The organism is Blautia fusiformis, from assembly GCF_020686995.1.
Taxonomy (GTDB): Bacteria; Bacillota; Clostridia; order Lachnospirales; family Lachnospiraceae; genus Blautia_A; species Blautia_A fusiformis.
Map to the genome: position 1 here is coordinate 1 of NZ_JAJEPT010000031.1, position 16,314 is coordinate 16,314.

At 43.7% G+C, this 16,314-nt stretch carries 11 protein-coding genes, 7 tRNA genes and 1 pseudogene; 15 read left to right on the plus strand and 4 right to left on the minus strand.

From position 1 onward, the window contains the following. Positions 1-90: 90 nt before the first annotated feature. The 7 genes from LKD46_RS16265 (at position 91) to LKD46_RS16295 (ending at position 740) form a co-directional block, all read left to right on the plus strand. A tRNA-Asp gene (locus LKD46_RS16265) sits at positions 91-164 on the plus strand. 29 nt (positions 165-193) lie between these two features. Beyond that, positions 194-266, plus strand: a tRNA-Val gene (locus tag LKD46_RS16270). Between the two features lie 8 nt (positions 267-274). Beyond that, a tRNA-Tyr gene (locus tag LKD46_RS16275) sits at positions 275-356 on the plus strand. 7 nt (positions 357-363) lie between these two features. Next, positions 364-436, plus strand: a tRNA-Thr gene (locus LKD46_RS16280). A 15-nt stretch (positions 437-451) separates the two neighbouring features. Further along, a tRNA-Met gene (locus LKD46_RS16285) sits at positions 452-525 on the plus strand. 5 nt (positions 526-530) lie between these two features. Next, positions 531-603: transfer RNA gene (locus tag LKD46_RS16290), tRNA-Phe, on the plus strand. Between the two features lie 64 nt (positions 604-667). Continuing rightward, positions 668-740: transfer RNA gene (locus tag LKD46_RS16295), tRNA-Lys, on the plus strand. A 318-nt stretch (positions 741-1,058) separates the two neighbouring features. Here the strand turns inward: LKD46_RS16295 and LKD46_RS16300 are convergent. Next, positions 1,059-1,478 carry a DUF3592 domain-containing protein gene (locus tag LKD46_RS16300; RefSeq protein ID WP_110103151.1) on the minus strand — a complete coding sequence of 140 codons (420 nt, stop codon included), beginning with the start codon at positions 1,476-1,478 and terminating at the stop codon, positions 1,059-1,061. Positions 1,479-1,678: 200 nt separating this feature from the next. Here LKD46_RS16300 and LKD46_RS16305 point away from each other — a divergent pair, with 200 nt between their 5' ends. Continuing rightward, complete coding sequence (locus LKD46_RS16305) at positions 1,679-5,620, plus strand: carboxypeptidase regulatory-like domain-containing protein (RefSeq protein ID WP_227574378.1); 3,942 nt, start codon at positions 1,679-1,681, stop codon at positions 5,618-5,620. On the opposite strand, the gene LKD46_RS16310 is transcribed toward LKD46_RS16305, so the two are convergent. Next, positions 5,584-6,801, minus strand: a complete 1,218-nt coding sequence (locus tag LKD46_RS16310; protein ID WP_118753336.1) for a metallophosphoesterase — start codon at positions 6,799-6,801, stop codon at positions 5,584-5,586. The two genes, LKD46_RS16305 and LKD46_RS16310, sit on opposite strands and share 37 nt — an antisense overlap. A gap of 174 nt (positions 6,802-6,975) precedes the next feature. On the opposite strand from LKD46_RS16310, the gene LKD46_RS16315 reads away from it, so the two are divergent. From LKD46_RS16315 to LKD46_RS16340, 6 genes are all read left to right on the plus strand, one after another. Next, positions 6,976-7,845, plus strand: coding sequence for a SpoIID/LytB domain-containing protein (locus LKD46_RS16315; RefSeq protein WP_147420742.1), 870 nt, complete (start codon positions 6,976-6,978; stop codon positions 7,843-7,845). 165 nt (positions 7,846-8,010) lie between these two features. Then, on the plus strand, positions 8,011-8,970 hold the full coding sequence (locus tag LKD46_RS16320; RefSeq protein WP_227574379.1) for a M23 family metallopeptidase: 960 nt from the start codon (positions 8,011-8,013) through the stop codon (positions 8,968-8,970). A gap of 255 nt (positions 8,971-9,225) precedes the next feature. Next, positions 9,226-10,206: a LacI family DNA-binding transcriptional regulator gene (locus LKD46_RS16325; RefSeq protein WP_021652887.1), complete on the plus strand. Its 981-nt coding sequence runs from the start codon at positions 9,226-9,228 to the stop codon at positions 10,204-10,206. A gap of 543 nt (positions 10,207-10,749) precedes the next feature. Beyond that, on the plus strand, positions 10,750-12,669 hold the full coding sequence (locus LKD46_RS16330) for a PTS sucrose transporter subunit IIABC (protein ID WP_092071836.1): 1,920 nt from the start codon (positions 10,750-10,752) through the stop codon (positions 12,667-12,669). Between the two features lies 1 nt (position 12,670). Beyond that, complete coding sequence (locus LKD46_RS16335) at positions 12,671-14,098, plus strand: glycoside hydrolase family 32 protein (protein WP_227574380.1); 1,428 nt, start codon at positions 12,671-12,673, stop codon at positions 14,096-14,098. Positions 14,099-14,534: 436 nt separating this feature from the next. After that, on the plus strand, positions 14,535-14,777 hold the full coding sequence (locus LKD46_RS16340; RefSeq protein ID WP_118626573.1) for a GIY-YIG nuclease family protein: 243 nt from the start codon (positions 14,535-14,537) through the stop codon (positions 14,775-14,777). Between the two features lie 96 nt (positions 14,778-14,873). On the opposite strand, the gene LKD46_RS16345 is transcribed toward LKD46_RS16340, so the two are convergent. Beyond that, complete coding sequence (locus tag LKD46_RS16345) at positions 14,874-15,692, minus strand: ATP-binding protein (RefSeq protein WP_173746772.1); 819 nt, start codon at positions 15,690-15,692, stop codon at positions 14,874-14,876. Continuing rightward, positions 15,689-16,015, minus strand: a complete 327-nt coding sequence (locus LKD46_RS16350) for a hypothetical protein (RefSeq protein WP_129976138.1) — start codon at positions 16,013-16,015, stop codon at positions 15,689-15,691. Before LKD46_RS16350 ends, LKD46_RS16345 begins: the two co-directional genes overlap by 4 nt. 194 nt (positions 16,016-16,209) lie before the next feature. Between LKD46_RS16350 and LKD46_RS16925 the strand changes: the two are divergent. Next, positions 16,210-16,314: pseudogene (locus LKD46_RS16925) on the plus strand (IS200/IS605 family transposase); the annotation flags it as partial.

Consider the following 16,314-nt stretch of genomic DNA (forward strand, 5'->3'; position numbering starts at 1 on the left):
ACCAAGAAACGCAGGTTAAGAATTGATTCAAAGAGTTTGATTAACGATCAACAAGCATGTATGTAGTTTTTAAGGTACAAACCTTAAAATGGCCCAGTGGCTCAGTTGGTTAGAGCGCCGCCCTGTCACGGCGGAGGTCGAGAGTTCGAGTCTCTTCTGGGTCGTTACAGCTTAGCTGTAATGAATTAAATATGGGATCTTAGCTCAGCTGGGAGAGCATCTGCCTTACAAGCAGAGGGTCATAGGTTCGAGCCCTATAGGTCCCATAGATTATGGATGGATTCCCGAGTGGCCAAAGGGGGCAGACTGTAAATCTGTTGGCACCGCCTTCGAAGGTTCGAATCCTTCTCCATCCACTTAAATGCCGATGTGGCTCAATTGGCAGAGCAGCTGATTTGTAATCAGCAGGTTATCGGTTCGAGTCCGATCATCGGCTTTTAACATTTAATAACGCGGGGTGGAGCAGTCTGGAAGCTCGTCGGGCTCATAACCCGAAGGTCATAGGTTCAAATCCTGTCCCCGCTACTTATGCCCAGATAGCTCAGTTGGTAGAGCAGAGGACTGAAAATCCTCGTGTCGCTGGTTCGATTCCGGCTCTGGGCATGTTTTAATGTAAAACATACGAACGGCTGGTTAGAAAAAGCCTGAGTATTAATTAATTTAATATGGGGTATTAGCTCAGTCGGTAGAGCACTTGACTTTTAATCAAGTTGTCCGGGGTTCGAATCCCCGATGCCTCACTTTTTAAGTGGATCAGATAAATTCCCATTTATTGCTCAAGGCAATAGGTGGGAATTTTGTTTTATATCTGTGCGAGTATAGTATAAAGGAAGACGGTTACGTTGAATCACAACGTAACCGTCTTTTTTATATCATAGAAAATTACGTACTGATGAACGAATCAGCAGAGCCATCGAGTAGGATTTCAATGGTAGGAGTATGTCAATGCGATAAAAAATTATTATGGACATTTTCGACAAAAAATGTTCACTTTGCGACAAATTTGACAAAGTTCAAGAGATAAAAATGTTATATAATTAGAGTATAGCTGTACAGTATTAAGACTTTATCATAAGAATGAGCAGGAAATCTGTTATGATCAGGATTACCAGGAAGACAATACAGATGGTCATAGAATAGATATTCTGGATCTGGTTTGGATTCTGCGGATCACATTTAATCTGAACATGCTTTCCGGGGGCTTTGCCGAGACGTAAAAACTCGATTCGGTCAGCTGTGTAGTTTTGTTCCTTGTAGGTGTAAGAGTACTTCACATAGTTATGATAATTGGAACTATGAGGCTTGTTAGGATTATTTGAGCGGCTGACAGATGATATAACAGCATCTACAGGTACGTAATCATGATATTTTATGGCGGAACAGATAGTTATTGCCAGAAAAAAAACAGTTCCGATTACGCAGCAGCCCAGAATAACCGGTAAAATTTGGCGTGCTTTTGGATTTACGGTGACACTCATGATTTTTCTCCTTTCTTGGTTGATAGTCTGATAATTTACGGGGGATTAATTATAAATGATTTCGAATGATCTCGAAAATTTATAATTGATGAACATTATAGCATAGTACAGTAGAAGGGAAAAGTGCTTATGAAGAGAAAAAGTGCATCAAAAAATTGCTGCCGCTGATGCTGATCCTGATGTTGATCTTAGGAATCAGCATGCCAGCAAATGCAGCTGCAAATCCCAGACTGAACAGTACAAAAAAGGTTTTGTACGTGGGAAAAACATCACAGTTAAAGGTTGTAAACTGGAAGAAAGCCGTGAAATGGTCTTCTTCCAATAATAAAGTTGTAAAGGTTTCGTCAAAGGGAAAGATAACGGCTGTGAAGACCGGAACCGCAACAGTAAAGGCCAGAATTGCCAAAAAGACATTAACCTGTAAGGTTACAGTAAAAAGCCCGGGAATGTCAGTGAAAAAAGCCGTATTGTATGTAAAGGGAAAAAGTCTGCAGTTAAAAGTAAACGGTGTTTCGGGAAAGACGGTATGGAGTTCTGCCAATAAAAAAATCGTTAAAGTCAGCTCTAAGGGAAAAATAACAGCAGTAAAAACCGGAACAACAGTGGTTAAGGCTAAAATAGGAAAAAAAGTGTATACCTGTAAGGTTACGGTAAAAAATCCTTATCTGTCTGCAAAGAGCTTAAAATTTGTATGGGGAACAGCGAATACGTCCAGGAAGCTTTCGATAAAGGGTGATGTGATCAAAACTGCCTCAAGTTCAAATACAAAGGTTGCCAAGGTAAAAAAAGATGGTACGGTTTCTGTAACAGGAACAGGAACATGTACAGTAACCTTTAAAGATTCCAAGAAGAGAACATATCGATGTAAGATAACAGTTGTGAAACCAACACTGAAAAATCAAAAAGCTACTCTGGAAGAAGGGGAAAGTATCCAGCTTGGTTTTAAGGAAAAGGGTGTTAAAGTAAGCTGGTCATCTGCTGATCAGAAAATTGCAACAGTAACAAAAACAGGTGTTGTCCAGGCAGTCGGAGAGGGAAATACATCGATCGTTGCCAAAGTAAAAGGAATAAAAATCTTTGCAAGGATTTTTGTTACGAAAAAATACGTGCAGGATTCCGGACATGAATACACCAGAGGTGAATGGGTAAAACTTCTTCTGGATAAAGTTGGCTGCAAGTATGAAGAGCAGTTTGATAGCAAAAATTATTATTATGCTGATACCAGAGAAAATGAAAATGGAATCGCAGCAGAAATTGCAAAAACTATGGGAATCATTCCCGATGAAACCGATGAGCAGGATGTTCCATATTTTTATCCTGACGAATATGCAACAAGAGAGTTTGCCGCATATACAGCAGTAATGCTTATGGGATATGAAACTACGGATGAAGAACCGACATGTGCAGATGCGGCTCAGATCAGGTATAAAAATGTTGTAGCTATTGCACTGAAAAAGAATATGCTGTCTCTGAATGGAGATACCTTTGAACCGGAGAAGGCAATTAACGGAAATGATGCAGCTCAGATCTTAAAAGCTATCGACCAGATCACTGAGGACTCAGTAATCGATGAGAATTATGACAGCAAGGTTACCTATGCAACAAATGTAGTTGAAGTCAAAGATACTTCCAAAAATATATACAATGTTGTCCAGAACAGTGACGGAACTTATACGATCACAGTAAAAGATGGAAATGCTTATAAAAATCTGGAAACCGGAAAGGTTGTACTGTTTTCTGCAAAGGAAATGGGAACAGATACAGATATTGCATTAAAAGTCCAGAATATCACAAAGGACGGACAGGGCCGTCTGATCATTAAGGCCGGCAAACCGGATGATATTTCAGAGGTTTACAAATCAATTGATTTTGAAGGTGCAGGAATTGCAGATCCGGAAAATATGCAGGTAACTGCAGAGGGCGTTCAATATGAGTATATTCCGGAAAATTCAAGTGAGGTGCCGGCAGGAGGACTTACTCTCGGCGGAAGTATTCCGGTTCCAGGTAAATTGAAATTTGATCTTAATCATAAATTTAATGATAAGGTGAAGTTGTCCGGTTCTGTTGCTGTTACGATTCCGGATGTAAGCTGTAAGCTGGATGCTGGATTTAGCTGGGGAAAGATAGAGGTAAGGCATTTTATTGCGTCAGTTACAGGAAAAGCTGATTTCGAAGGCGGACTTTATATAAGTGGCGTGAATTCAGAGCAGCAGATCAAACATGCAAGTGGAACTATGGAAACAGTCAGCGATGTACTTGAACTGGGACGAGTTCCTATAAAGCTTGGTACAACTGGTCTTTCTGCAGATCTGGTGGTTTCTCTGTTTTATGATGTGTCCGGGCAGTTTGTTGTGAAATATTCCGTTGAAGCAACTGGCGGATATGAATTCAAAGATGGAAATGGAAGATTTATCCATGATTTCAGTCAGACTTTGACACCGGTCACAATAGAAGGATCTGCGAAATGCGGTCTTCAGTTTGGATTAAATCTGACTGCATTGGAGACATGGGATCTGGCAGGAATTGATATTAAGGTAGGACCTGCGGCAAAGGCAAGCGTATCCTATACAGTTCGTGATGCCGGAAATGTGCTTTGTTCTGATGTAAGAACCTATATTTACGCAGCGGGTGAGTTGAATCCGGATACGGTGGTCGGAAAGTTCCTGAAAACGGTATGGCATTATACGTTGTCCAAGGATTTTCTGTCTGATGATGACGATAATCCACTAAAATTGAAGGTTCATTTTGAAAATGGAACACTGGTGGATAAATGTACAGTCGGAGCCGGAAGCATTGAGGGAAGCGTTTTGGATTCAAACAGCAAAGCTCCTGTAAAAAATGCCAGCGTGGAAGCATATTCCGGAACAGTCAAGGTTGAAAAAACTTTCACGAAAGAAGATGGAACTTATTCATTTAATGATCTTGATGAAGGAACCTACAAAATTGTTGTCACAGCAACCGGTTACCAGAAATATGAGAGCAGTTCCATGGAAGTATCAGCGAACCAGATCACATACGCAGAATCTTTCCTGATGGTATCCAGAGCAGAAGCCGGAGATGGTGAGCTGAGTGGAAGATTTATTCATTCCATGACCGGCGGAAATATAGAAAATGTAACTTATGAATTACGTAAGGGCTGGGATAATGTGATCGGAGAGACTGTGAAAGAAGGCGTATCAGCAGATGGAACCTATACGTTGACCGTGCCAGCCGGAAACTATACGCTGAATGCAAGCAATGAAGATTTTGTTTCTGCTCATATCAATGTTGTAGTTCAGGCAAATGCATGCAGTGAACGTGATGTAACAATGTCACCGACCAATATCAGTGCAGGAGATGAGGGACTTCTTCAGATCGTGCTTACATGGGGAGAAACTCCGCGAGACCTGGATTCTCATCTGCTGGGACCTGCTGATGAAAACGGAGATGACTACTTCCATGTATACTACAGGGATAAAAATGCATATTCAGAGGATGGAGATGTAATAGCAAATCTGGATCTGGATGATACAAGCAGCTATGGACCGGAAACAACAACCATATACAAAGGCTTCACCGGAAGAAAATATAGCTTTTATGTATACGATTATACAAACGGTGAAGATGATGCGAGTACAGAATTATCTGCTTCGTCAGCCAAAGTAACCGTTTACCGGGGTGGAAAACAGATCTACCAGGCAAATGTACCGGTTAACAGGGAAGGATACCTGTGGCATGTATTTGACTATGATGTGCAGTCAAACAAGCTTATGCCAGTCAATACCTTTGTATATGATTATGAAGTGCCGGAAGCAAATGCAATGGAAGATAATTCAGGTATTATTTCAGAAACAGAAGCCCTTGAGATCATCCGAAACAGTGAAAAGAAAGCTGAAGAAGAGAGCAGCGAGGAACTCAATATGAGTTCTGAAGAAGGAAAGACGGACGATAATACTGAGGAAGAGATATTTGATGATTCCAGTGAAGAGCCGGAGATATCAGAAAGTGGTGATACGGCTGAAGTAATTGAGTTTCCGAAGGACTCTGAAACGGAAGAAGAAAATAACGGAACAGAAATAACAGAAGAGGATAGTGAGAGTGCGGAGGAGCTGCCGGTGGAAGATATTTATGAGGGATCAGAGGAGTTAGGTCTGGCAGGATAAAAATGTACTGTGATCGAACAGATCTCACTGTTTGTGGCAGTACGCATATTCGGGCCCCATATGCCGGCACCGGAGGTAACGATGTTGTGCATAGTCCCCTTTTTCAGGTAACCGCAGGAATTTTCCCAGATCAGTCCGGTGATGATGTTCAGAGGGAACAGCTGGCCGTCATGAGTATGGCCGCAGAGATCAAGGTCTGCGCCTGCGGCTGCCACTTCATCCAGCTGACCGGGCTGATGATCCATAAAAATAATCGGGAGTGTTTTGTCAAGGGAGGCTGTAAGCTGGTCAGGATCCTTACGGGTGTCGGACATTTTTCGGCAGCGTGAAGGATCCTTACGGCCTGTCAGATAAAACCGTTTATCTATGAGGACGGTTTCGTCATCGAGAAGCCGGATGTTGGCAGATTCCAGAAAATTCCGCATTCTGGGATCATCATAATCTTTTTTTGCATTGCGGAAGGTAAAACCGGCCAGAATCGGTTCGCTGAGATCATGGTTGCCCCAACAGGCATAAACGCCGTATCTGGATTTCAGCGAACGGAGAATGGCCGCTGTTTTTTTCGGGTTTTTGATCCCTTCATATTCGTTATCAAAAATATCGCCGGCAATACAGATCAGATCCGGATCTTCGGCGTTGATCTTTTTTACAAGAAGCCCGGCATGTTTTTCTCCGATACTGTAACCGAAATGAATGTCTGCGAGCAGGACAATCTTCAGGGAGTCCATTCCCTTCACCTGCTTGTCTATTTTCACATCATAAGTTTTTGTCTTAATATTCCACTGATTAAAAATCCCATAGAGACTGACACCAATGATCAGAAGGGTGCAGACAGCGCCTGTGACTACGAAGGCTTTCCGGGAATACATCCAGGCCGGATGAAGCGTATGCTTTAGGATCAGTCTGCAGAGATCTGTAGTTACGATTACGATCAGGATGTAAAGAAATGTTCCCTGAAAATAATTTGCCGTATTTTTCAGGAAGCGATGGAGCGCAGGGGGCTTCCGGATGAGAAAACAGGTCAGAAGAGAAGTGGACAGAAAAATATAAACACCTGCAAAGCATGCCCGGAACGCAAAGGTCTGGAAAAAATGAGTGCAGGCACCCATCCACAAAATCATCCAGCGGACGATATAAATATTAATGAGAATATATAATGGTGCGAGAAAGATGGCAAGCATGGTGTGTGATACCTCCATTCGTGGCAAGCAATAAGCGGTGAGCAGGACTGATCGCTGCAGATACTTTTTGGATTGATACATAGCATTTCCATAAATTACTGCAGCATGTTCGGAATAACTTTTTTTGATGCATTGATTCATGGAACCGCTATAGTATACAGCAAATAATAATTTTTGGCAAAAGAACATATATTAGGAAAAAGAACGCTTATGGTGCTTTTTATGAAAAAATATGCGCTTCTTCGATATTGTCTGGTGTTTTTAGCAATTGTTCTTCCTTATTTTTCGGCGGCAACCATGAATGGACCGGAGAGGGTCCTGGCAGAGAGGGTGCCGGATATGGAAGAATATCTCCCGGTCATTGTTTTTTCGCAGATTTCCCCGGATATGAAAAAAGAAACCATAAAAGCGCAGACTGTGATCGCACGGTCGAATATTCAAAGGTGGCTGGGCGAGGGGAAAAATCTGGCAGAGATCCTGAGGGAAAACGGAAGTACAGAGGAAGTCTGGAGATATTTTTTTGCAGAAAAAAGGCAGATCTATGAGCAGGCAGCAAAAGAGACGGATGGACAGGTACTTACATATGAAGGAAAAGTGAGGCTGACTCCCTGGCATAAGAGAAGCGCAGGGAAAACCCGCAGCGGGGAAGAGGCTTTTCATGATGAGGCGTATACATATCTGAAATCGGCAGATAGCATTGAGGATAAAAAATCTCCGGATCATATAAAAATCGTGGAAATTCCTGCGGGGCAGCTTTCCGGGGAGCTGAAGATCAAAAAACGGGACAGTGCCGGTTATGTGACAGAGCTTACGATTGGGGAAACACTTCTGGAGGGAGAAAGCTTTGCAGCGGGAATGGGACTGGAATCCGCGAATTTCAGTTTGAAGAAAAAGGATGATATTTATTATCTGCGAGTGCGTGGCAGCGGTCATGGTGTGGGATTTTCCCAGTTTGGTGGAAATGAGATGGCAAAAAACGGAAGCAGTGCGGAGGAGATCCTGGAAAAATATTTTCCGGAGATGGAGCTGAAAGCTGAGGATTAAAGAAAGTCAGGCATCCGAAGCAACGTCTGATAAAAAAATATTCAAAAAATGAATAGACAGCCATATTCTGGACACTCTATAGATATAGAAATGGTGACCGAAACGGCAGCTTTACTGTTTTTTCTGTTACTGAAAATGAACATATCAGACAGAGGTGGAAAGAATATGAAAAGTAAAATTATGAGAGGTATTATCAACGGAGGTGTTCTGGCAGCAGTGGCGGCACTTGGGATTACTGTTTATCAGCTTGGAACAAAGCCCATCGCAGAAAATCCCCAGGAGGAAAATTCTGTACAGGTAGAAGAGACCGGGCTGGAAGAGGAGCTTTCGGACGGGGAAAACGCAGAGGATGCGGCAGCTGCCGGAGATGGCTGGCAGGATGCAGCACAGGATGAGATCTCTGATGGAGAAACCGGAGATGAAGCAGGTCTGTCAGGAGATTCAGAAGCCGGAGCAGATGGAGTGACAGGAAGCATCCGTGAGACTGCAGGAAGTGGTACAGCCGAAAATGCAGCGGCAGATGCAGATAATGGAAGTGGTACGGATGATAGGAGCGTGTCTGCGGCGGCAGGTGCAGACAGAAGCCGCACAGATGGCACTGGAAATACAGCAGATAATGCATCGGCAGAGGGAGCAGTGAATAACGGAGCTGGAGCTTCCACAGATACCGCAGAGACCTCAGCTGTCGGAATTGCGGCACAGGCTTTGGATTTTACGGAGGATTCCATTATGGAATGGCCGGTCAGAGGAACGGTTCTTGTGGATTACAATATGGATGAAACCGTATATTATCCGACTTTGGATCAGTATCGTGTAAGCTCTGCCATTGCTTTGCAGGCAGTGGAGGATGCGCCGGTGTATGCGGCGGCTGATGGTCAGGTGCTTTCTGTTGTACAGGATGCCTGCACGGGAACGACTGTGACTATGGAGTTGGGAAATGGTTATCAGGCAGTATACGGGCAGCTGAAGGACCTTACTGTGGCAGAAGGTGACACAGTAAAGGAGGGTGAAGTGATCGGAAATATCAGTGCACCTACCAAATATTATTCTGTAGAAGGCCCGAATCTTTATTTTGCAATGAAAAAGGATGGCGTGCCGGTAGATCCGTTTGAATATCTGGAATGACAGGGAAAACCGAAAAATAGATATGCCGGGGAGATTTTTGGAAACAGAGTATGGAGGATACGGGATGGGAGGTATATGCATCCCGTATCCTCTGTGTTGTGAAGCGTATTAGTGAGAACGGAGTGAGCAGTAATAAAAATTTCCATTTACATAGGAAAAGAAGCTTTTTTACCGGAAAGAAACCGTGTATAATCTATATTATAAATATGCATACAAGGACAGATATAACAGGACAAAAGAAGAGGTACATAAGTTATGAACATTAATGAAATAGCTAGGCTTGCCGGAGTTTCCAGAGCTACGGTATCCAGATATCTGAATAATGGATATGTCAGCAGTGAAAAAAAGGAAGTCATCCGCAGGGTGATCCAGGAGACAGGATATCAGCCATCCTCCCAGGCACAGACACTGCGGACCAAAAAAACCAGTCTCATCGGTGTCATCCTTCCAAAGATCAATTCAGATACCATAAGCCGTGAGGTGACAGGGATCAGTGATATTCTTACACGGAGAGGATATCAGCTTATTCTGGCCAATACCAATAATGATGTGGAAGAAGAGCTGAAATACCTTTCTCTGTTTAAAGAACGTCAGGTGGACGGAGTGGTTTTTATTGCTACCATGTTTACCAGAAAGCATAAACAGATGCTGAAGGATTATAAGGTACCGATCGTGATCCTGGGACAGCATCTGGACGGATATCCATGTATTTATCAGGATGATCATAAAGCAGCTTTTCAGGTCACGGAGAAGCTGGCGGAGAAGGGGAAAAAGTTTGCCTATATCGGCGTTACAGATAAGGACGAGGCAGTTGGTGCCTGCAGGAAAAAGGGTTTTATGGATGCTATCCATAAAGCTAAGCTGGAGGTCGTGCCGGAGAGGATGAAGATCGGAAGCTTTACCATGGATTCCGGGTATGAGATGGCGAAGGAGCTTTTTGAGGAGGAGCCTTCCATAGATTCTCTTGTGTGTGCTACGGATACTATGGCGGTGGGAGCCATGACTTATTTGAAGGAGATCGGGCTTCGCATTCCCGAGGATGTTCAGATCGCAGGGATTGGGGATGGAGTTCCGGGTAAGATCGTGGAACCGAAGCTGACAACGGTACATTTTTATTATAAGACCAGCGGAATGGAGGCAGCAGCCATGCTGGCTGATCTTATTGAGAACGATACCGGGATCAGCAAGGAAATAAAAATGGGATGTGAGCTTGTGGAACGGGAATCTCACAGGTAACAGAGAATATCCTCGCAGACAGAGGAAGAAATTATAAGTTATTGTGGAACAGGAGCAGATCTTTTGGGAGAAAAAGACCTGCTTCTTTTTTGTGTGGTGCTGTGTTATGGCTGAGCAAACACAGAAAAATGCCAGATTTTTTCTGCGATACCTTGACTGGTTTGTCTGTTTTGCATCTGTTCTTATGGAATATGTACAATTTTGACCGAAGAAATTTGTGCGATGTTGCGGATTTACAAATAATAATGCAGTAGTTATAATACAAGTAAGATATGAGAACGATTCCACATAAGAACACAAGCAACGACATAAAACAAACCATTGAAAAGTGCTAAAATCATCAAAAAACTTAAAAAAATGGAAAGATTACCGTTCCTTGTATGAATAGATATATGAAATCAATCTCATAAATAAATGAAAAACAATGGATCAGAGATAATAAATCCCGGGAAGTTGAAGAAAGAACAGACAGATCTGATCCGAAGAAAGGGAAAGCAGAAAGAGATGACTGTCCGGGAACAGTAGCAGAAAAGGAGGAAGGACATGGATTACAGAAAGACAGCACAGGAAATCTATGATCATGTAGGAAAGAAAGAAAACATCATTTCCGCGGCGCACTGTGCAACAAGGCTTCGTCTGGTCATTGCGGATAATGACAAGGCGGATAAGGAATATGTAGAGAATATCGATGGTGTGAAGGGCGTGTTTTTCGCACAGGGACAGATGCAGATCATCCTGGGAACAGGAGTTGTAAATAAAGTTTATGATGAATTTATCCAGATCGCCGGAATATCAGAGAGTAGTAAGGATGAGCTTAAGAAGGTGGCAGCATCCAAGGCTAATCCGATACAGAGACTGATCAAGACACTGGGAGACATTTTTGTCCCGATCATCCCCGCTATCGTAGCCAGCGGATTTTTGATGGGAATCATGGAAGCCCTGAACTTCATGGTAAACAACGGCTTCCTGAATATTAACACCAATGGTTCCATTTATGTATTTGCACAGCTTTTCAGTAACACAGCGTATACATTCCTGCCGATCCTTATCGCTTACAGTGGTGCGAAGGTATTTGGTGCCAACCCTTATCTGGGTGCGGTTATCGGTATGATCATGATCCATCCAAATCTGCAGAATGCCTGGACTGTTGCAACAGAGGGTGTGCAGGCAACGCAGAAGGTATGGTTTGGACTTTACTCCATTGACATGGTGGGATATCAGGGACATGTGATCCCGGTTATCATTGCAGTATGGGTACTGGCACAGATCGAGAAAAGACTTCATAAGATCGTACCTGCAATGTTCGATCTTTTTGTAACACCACTTGTCAGTGTTTTTGTAACCGGTTATCTTACACTTTCCATTATCGGACCGATCTTCGTAGCTGTTGAGAACGGACTTCTGGATGGAATCCAGTGGCTGATCGCACTGCCATTTGGAATCGGAAGCTTTATCATGGGTGCCTTTTATGCACCGACTGTTGTTGCTGGTGTTCATCACATGTACACTATCATTGACCTTGGACAGCTGGCCAAATTCGGCGTTACCTACTGGCTGCCACTTGCATCTGCAGCTAACATTGCACAGGGTGGTGCAGCTCTTGCTGTAGGCCTGAAATCCAGAAATCAGAAGATCAAATCCATGGCTGTTCCTTCTGCCTTAAGCGCATGCATGGGAATCACAGAGCCGGCAATCTTCGGTGTAAACCTCCGCTTCGGAAAGCCGTTTATCATGGGCTGCCTGGGTGGTGCATGCGGAGCACTTTTTGCCTCCATTAGCAGTCTTGGTGCCACAGGAACAGGTGTTACCGGTATCTTCGGAATCCTGCTGTGCTTGAATAATCCAGTTGGTTATATCCTGATGTTTGCCATCGCATTTGGTGTGGCTTTTGTGCTTACCTGGATGTTCGGATATAAGGATGAGGTACAGGAAACAGCTGAAAAAAATATTGAAGCAGAGAAAAAATCAGATGCTCCGGCAGAAATTGCCCAGGAGAAAACTTCAGAGACAGGTGCACAGACCCTCTACAGCCCGCTTGAGGGAACTGCGATTCCGCTTTCAGAAGTAAAGGATGCAACCTTTGCATCTGAAGTCCTTGGAAGGGGCATGGCAGTGATTCCGTCCAAAGGTGAAGTAAAAGCACCCTGTGACGCTACGGTTTCTACAATTTTTGACACAAAGCATGCCATCGGGCTTGCAACAGAAAGTGGTCTGGAGCTGCTGATCCATATCGGCGTTGACACCGTTGAACTTGGCGGTAAATTCTACACCGCTCATGTAAAGGACGGTGACGTGGTCAAAAAAGGCCAGACACTGATCACCTTTGATATGGATGCTATTAAGGCAGCCGGCTATGATGTGACCACACCGCTGATCGTAACCAATACCGATGATTATGAAGAAGTAAAAATGCTTGCAGAAGGAACAGTAAATAATGGTTCTGAAGTACTGGAGGTAAAATAAAATGAGTTCTCTGACCAAGGTACTTGCAGAGGAAGTGCGAAAAATCGAGGAAACGGCAGCAGTTGCCAGGACGATGCAGACAAACCGTCTGACCCATCATCTGATGCCGCCTGTGGGATGGCTCAATGACCCGAACGGATTATGCTGGTACAAGGGAAGATATCATGTGTTTTTCCAGTATTCTCCGTTTGAGGCCAACGGTGGACTGAAATTCTGGGGACATTACTCCAGTGAAGATATGATCAGCTGGAGATATGAAGGGGTTCCGCTTCTGCCGGACAGCATTTATGACTGTCATGGTGTTTACTCAGGCTCTGCCATTGCGGAGAAAGATAAGCTTCATCTTTTCTACACAGGAAACATCAAGATGGATGGAGATTATGATTATATCAATAACGGAAGGCAGTCCAGCACTCTTCATGTGGAGAGTGCGGACGGCCTTCATTTCGGAACAAAGGAGGTTGCAGTTTCCTGTGAGGATTATCCGGAGAATTACACCTGCCACATCCGTGACCCGAAGGTCTGGAAGGAGGGGGAAGAGTACCGGATGATCCTTGGCGGCCGTCAGAAAAGCGACCATGGCGCCGTACTTTTTTACAGATCCGAAGATCTGAAGAACTGGAAATTTGACGGTGAGCTTACTACGGAGAAGGCATTCGGATACATGTGGGAGTGCCCGGATTTTTTCACTCTTGAGGGACAGGAGGTGCTTTCTGTATCTCCCCAGGGACTGACCAGAGAAGAGTTCCGTTTTCAGAACATCTATCAGTCCGGATACTTTATCCTAAAGGATGGAAAGCCGGAGGAAAAAGCTTTCCGGGAATGGGACCACGGCTTTGATTTCTATGCACCCCAGACATTCCAGGATGGAAAGGGCAGACGGATCCTGATCGGCTGGATGGGAATGCCGGATGCAGATGAGGAGTATGTGAATCCTACAGCAGAGAGCGAAGGCTGGCAGCATTGCCTGACTGTTCCAAGGGAAGTTACGTATAAAAACGGAATGCTTTATCAGTATCCGGTGGAAGAACTGAACGGGCTGAGAAAGACTGGCGTTTCTGTCAGCGGTTCCAGTGCGGAGATTCCGGTGAATGGACCGTTTGATCTGGATGTTCAGGTAAAAGGTGAGCAGGGTAAAGTAAGCCTTGGGGAAAATCTCTTCCTGGAATATCAGGACGGAGATATGATCTTAACTCTCTCCGAGAAGGCCGGTGCCGGACGTAAAGTACGTAAGGCGCATGTTCCGTCCGGTGTGATCGAAAGCATCAGAGTTCTTGCGGATACTACAGCTGTGGAAATCTATGTGAATGGCGGAGAGGTTGTTTTCTCTTCCAGATATTATCCGGAAACGCAGGAGCAGGCTGTGAAGGTGGAGGCTGTGGAGTGTGATGGGAAGATTTATGTGCTGAAGAATTATGTGATGGAGTAGGCAGAGCTTATTGATTGATCGGGAAATACAGCAAGATCAGAATACGAATACCTATAGAGCAGCTATGCAGTGAATTCCATATTCACAGAAATAAGAAATGACCGTATAATAAAGCAGGTGGGAAAATCCGCAGCCGGAATCCCGACCTGCTTTTATTTTTTTGATGTAAGTGAAATACATGAATTGTGCCGGCTGCTTGAGGATAGAAGGACGGCTGCTGAAGAAATGCTGGTGGCTGTCTTTACATAGAAAGAATGCGGCCGACTGGATGTTTGTTTTACAGGAGAGGAAATATCACGGAAGACAGATCACACTGTCCAGAAAAGTGTTCAGATATTTGTTTTACAGGAAGGCACATATCAGGGTTGATGTTACTGAAGATGTACTGGCATTTGGCATTGTATTGCATAAATTTTTTACAGAAGAGGAGACTGCTATGAACTATACATACATCGTGCAGTGTGCAGACGGCACGCTCTACACCGGCTGGACAAACTGCCTTGCCAGGCGGATGAAAGCCCATAATGAAGGCAAAGCAGGCGCCAAATATACCCGGGCCAAAAGGCCGGTGAAGCTGGTGTATTATGAAGGCTTTGCCACAAAGGAGGAGGCCATGAGCCGGGAGTACCGGATCAAGCAGCTGACCAGGGAGAAGAAGCTGGAGTTGATGAGGTTTTGAATTTTGATAAACATTTTGATATTTCAAAAGGCTTCAAATGTGTGGAGCATTATGCAGCGGAACTGAAAGATAAGGATATGTATGTTCTGCTGAATCTTATTGGTATCTCAGCATAACAACTGAATCAAAGGTATCTCCATTGTCGATCCACTGACAGCTACCATCATTTTTTGCACAGATATCTTCAATTATGGACAGACCGAATCCATGGTTGGGGATATCTTTTTTTGATGTTTTGTGGTTGAATGGTTGTGCCGGATCTTTGCTGTTTTTCATGTGGACAGTAAGAAAACCGGCGGACATTTTTGATGTTACAGAGATAAACGGTGCTTCAGAACCGGAAGCGTTGCAGCTTTCTATTCCATTATCCAGCAGGTTGAAAAATATACTGCTCAGTTCCGAAGAGGGAATATTGGATTTCTCCGGAAGAAGAACCTCGTAGGTAACTTTGATATTTTTCTGCATGGCAAGAAATCTTTTGTCCGCAAGGATGGCGTTGATCAGGCTGTCCTGACAGATGGGATGGAAACGTTCTCTCTGAAAATCATCGGTTATGGCAGGCAGGTAGTCCTGGATCTTATCATATTCGTTCGTTTTCAGGTAATTCTGAAGTGTCTCAAGTTTCCGGATGGTAGACTGCTGGAATTCTAGAGTCTCCTGCTTTCTGGAAACAAACAGCTGCTCCTGTTCTTTCTGTAACTGTTCCTGCTTCTGAATAGCCTGAAATTTTGCCTCTTCCTGAGCATTTTTGAGCGATCGTCTGGCAAGAAGGTAGATCCTGCGGTAAGTGAGGGCCAGAAAAAAGAGAAGCATTATCTGGCAAAACAGAGCATATTCCTGTAGCAGAGCTCCCAGGAAAAGAGATGCCTGAACACAGAAAAGTTCTATAAAAAGAATAGTAAAGCCTCGTTTCATAAAGTCCTCTTTTCCGGCGGAAGTTCTGAAAGAATTGTTTCTAGATATACATCTGCCTCAAGATATTTTTGGGTGCGGATCAGATAATTCAGTGAAAAGAGATGGTTTTCCATATCGTGATTCCATTTTCGCACAGATTGATATTCTTGTTCCATTTCGGTTGTATATTCCAGCTGTTTCTGAAGAAAACTCATCTGCTGAACCAACAGTTCGTGTCTTTTTTCTCTGAGAGAAATGTTGTGAAAAGCCCTGGCTATGATCAGACAGCAGAGAAGATTGAGAAACCAGTACAATACGATCAGCCATTTTAACAAATGTAGCAAGAATTCTCCCACCTCTTCAGGTGGTGAGATGAATTGCACATCTGAGCATATCTGCTCAAAAAAATCTCTATAGTATAAAAGAAACACTTGTTCTCTCTTCCCTGATGTAGTATACTGAAAAGAACAATTAGTTCATAAATACATATCCGTCGATATAAGAAAAAGGATGATAAATATAATGGAGTTAGACCATGAAAGATGCATTCTGGGGTCAGATCTTCGGTCTGCTCAGTGCAGGCGGAGCAACGATTGAAACGATACGGCAGTATATAGAAAGCCAGGGTGAGAAGAATGAACCG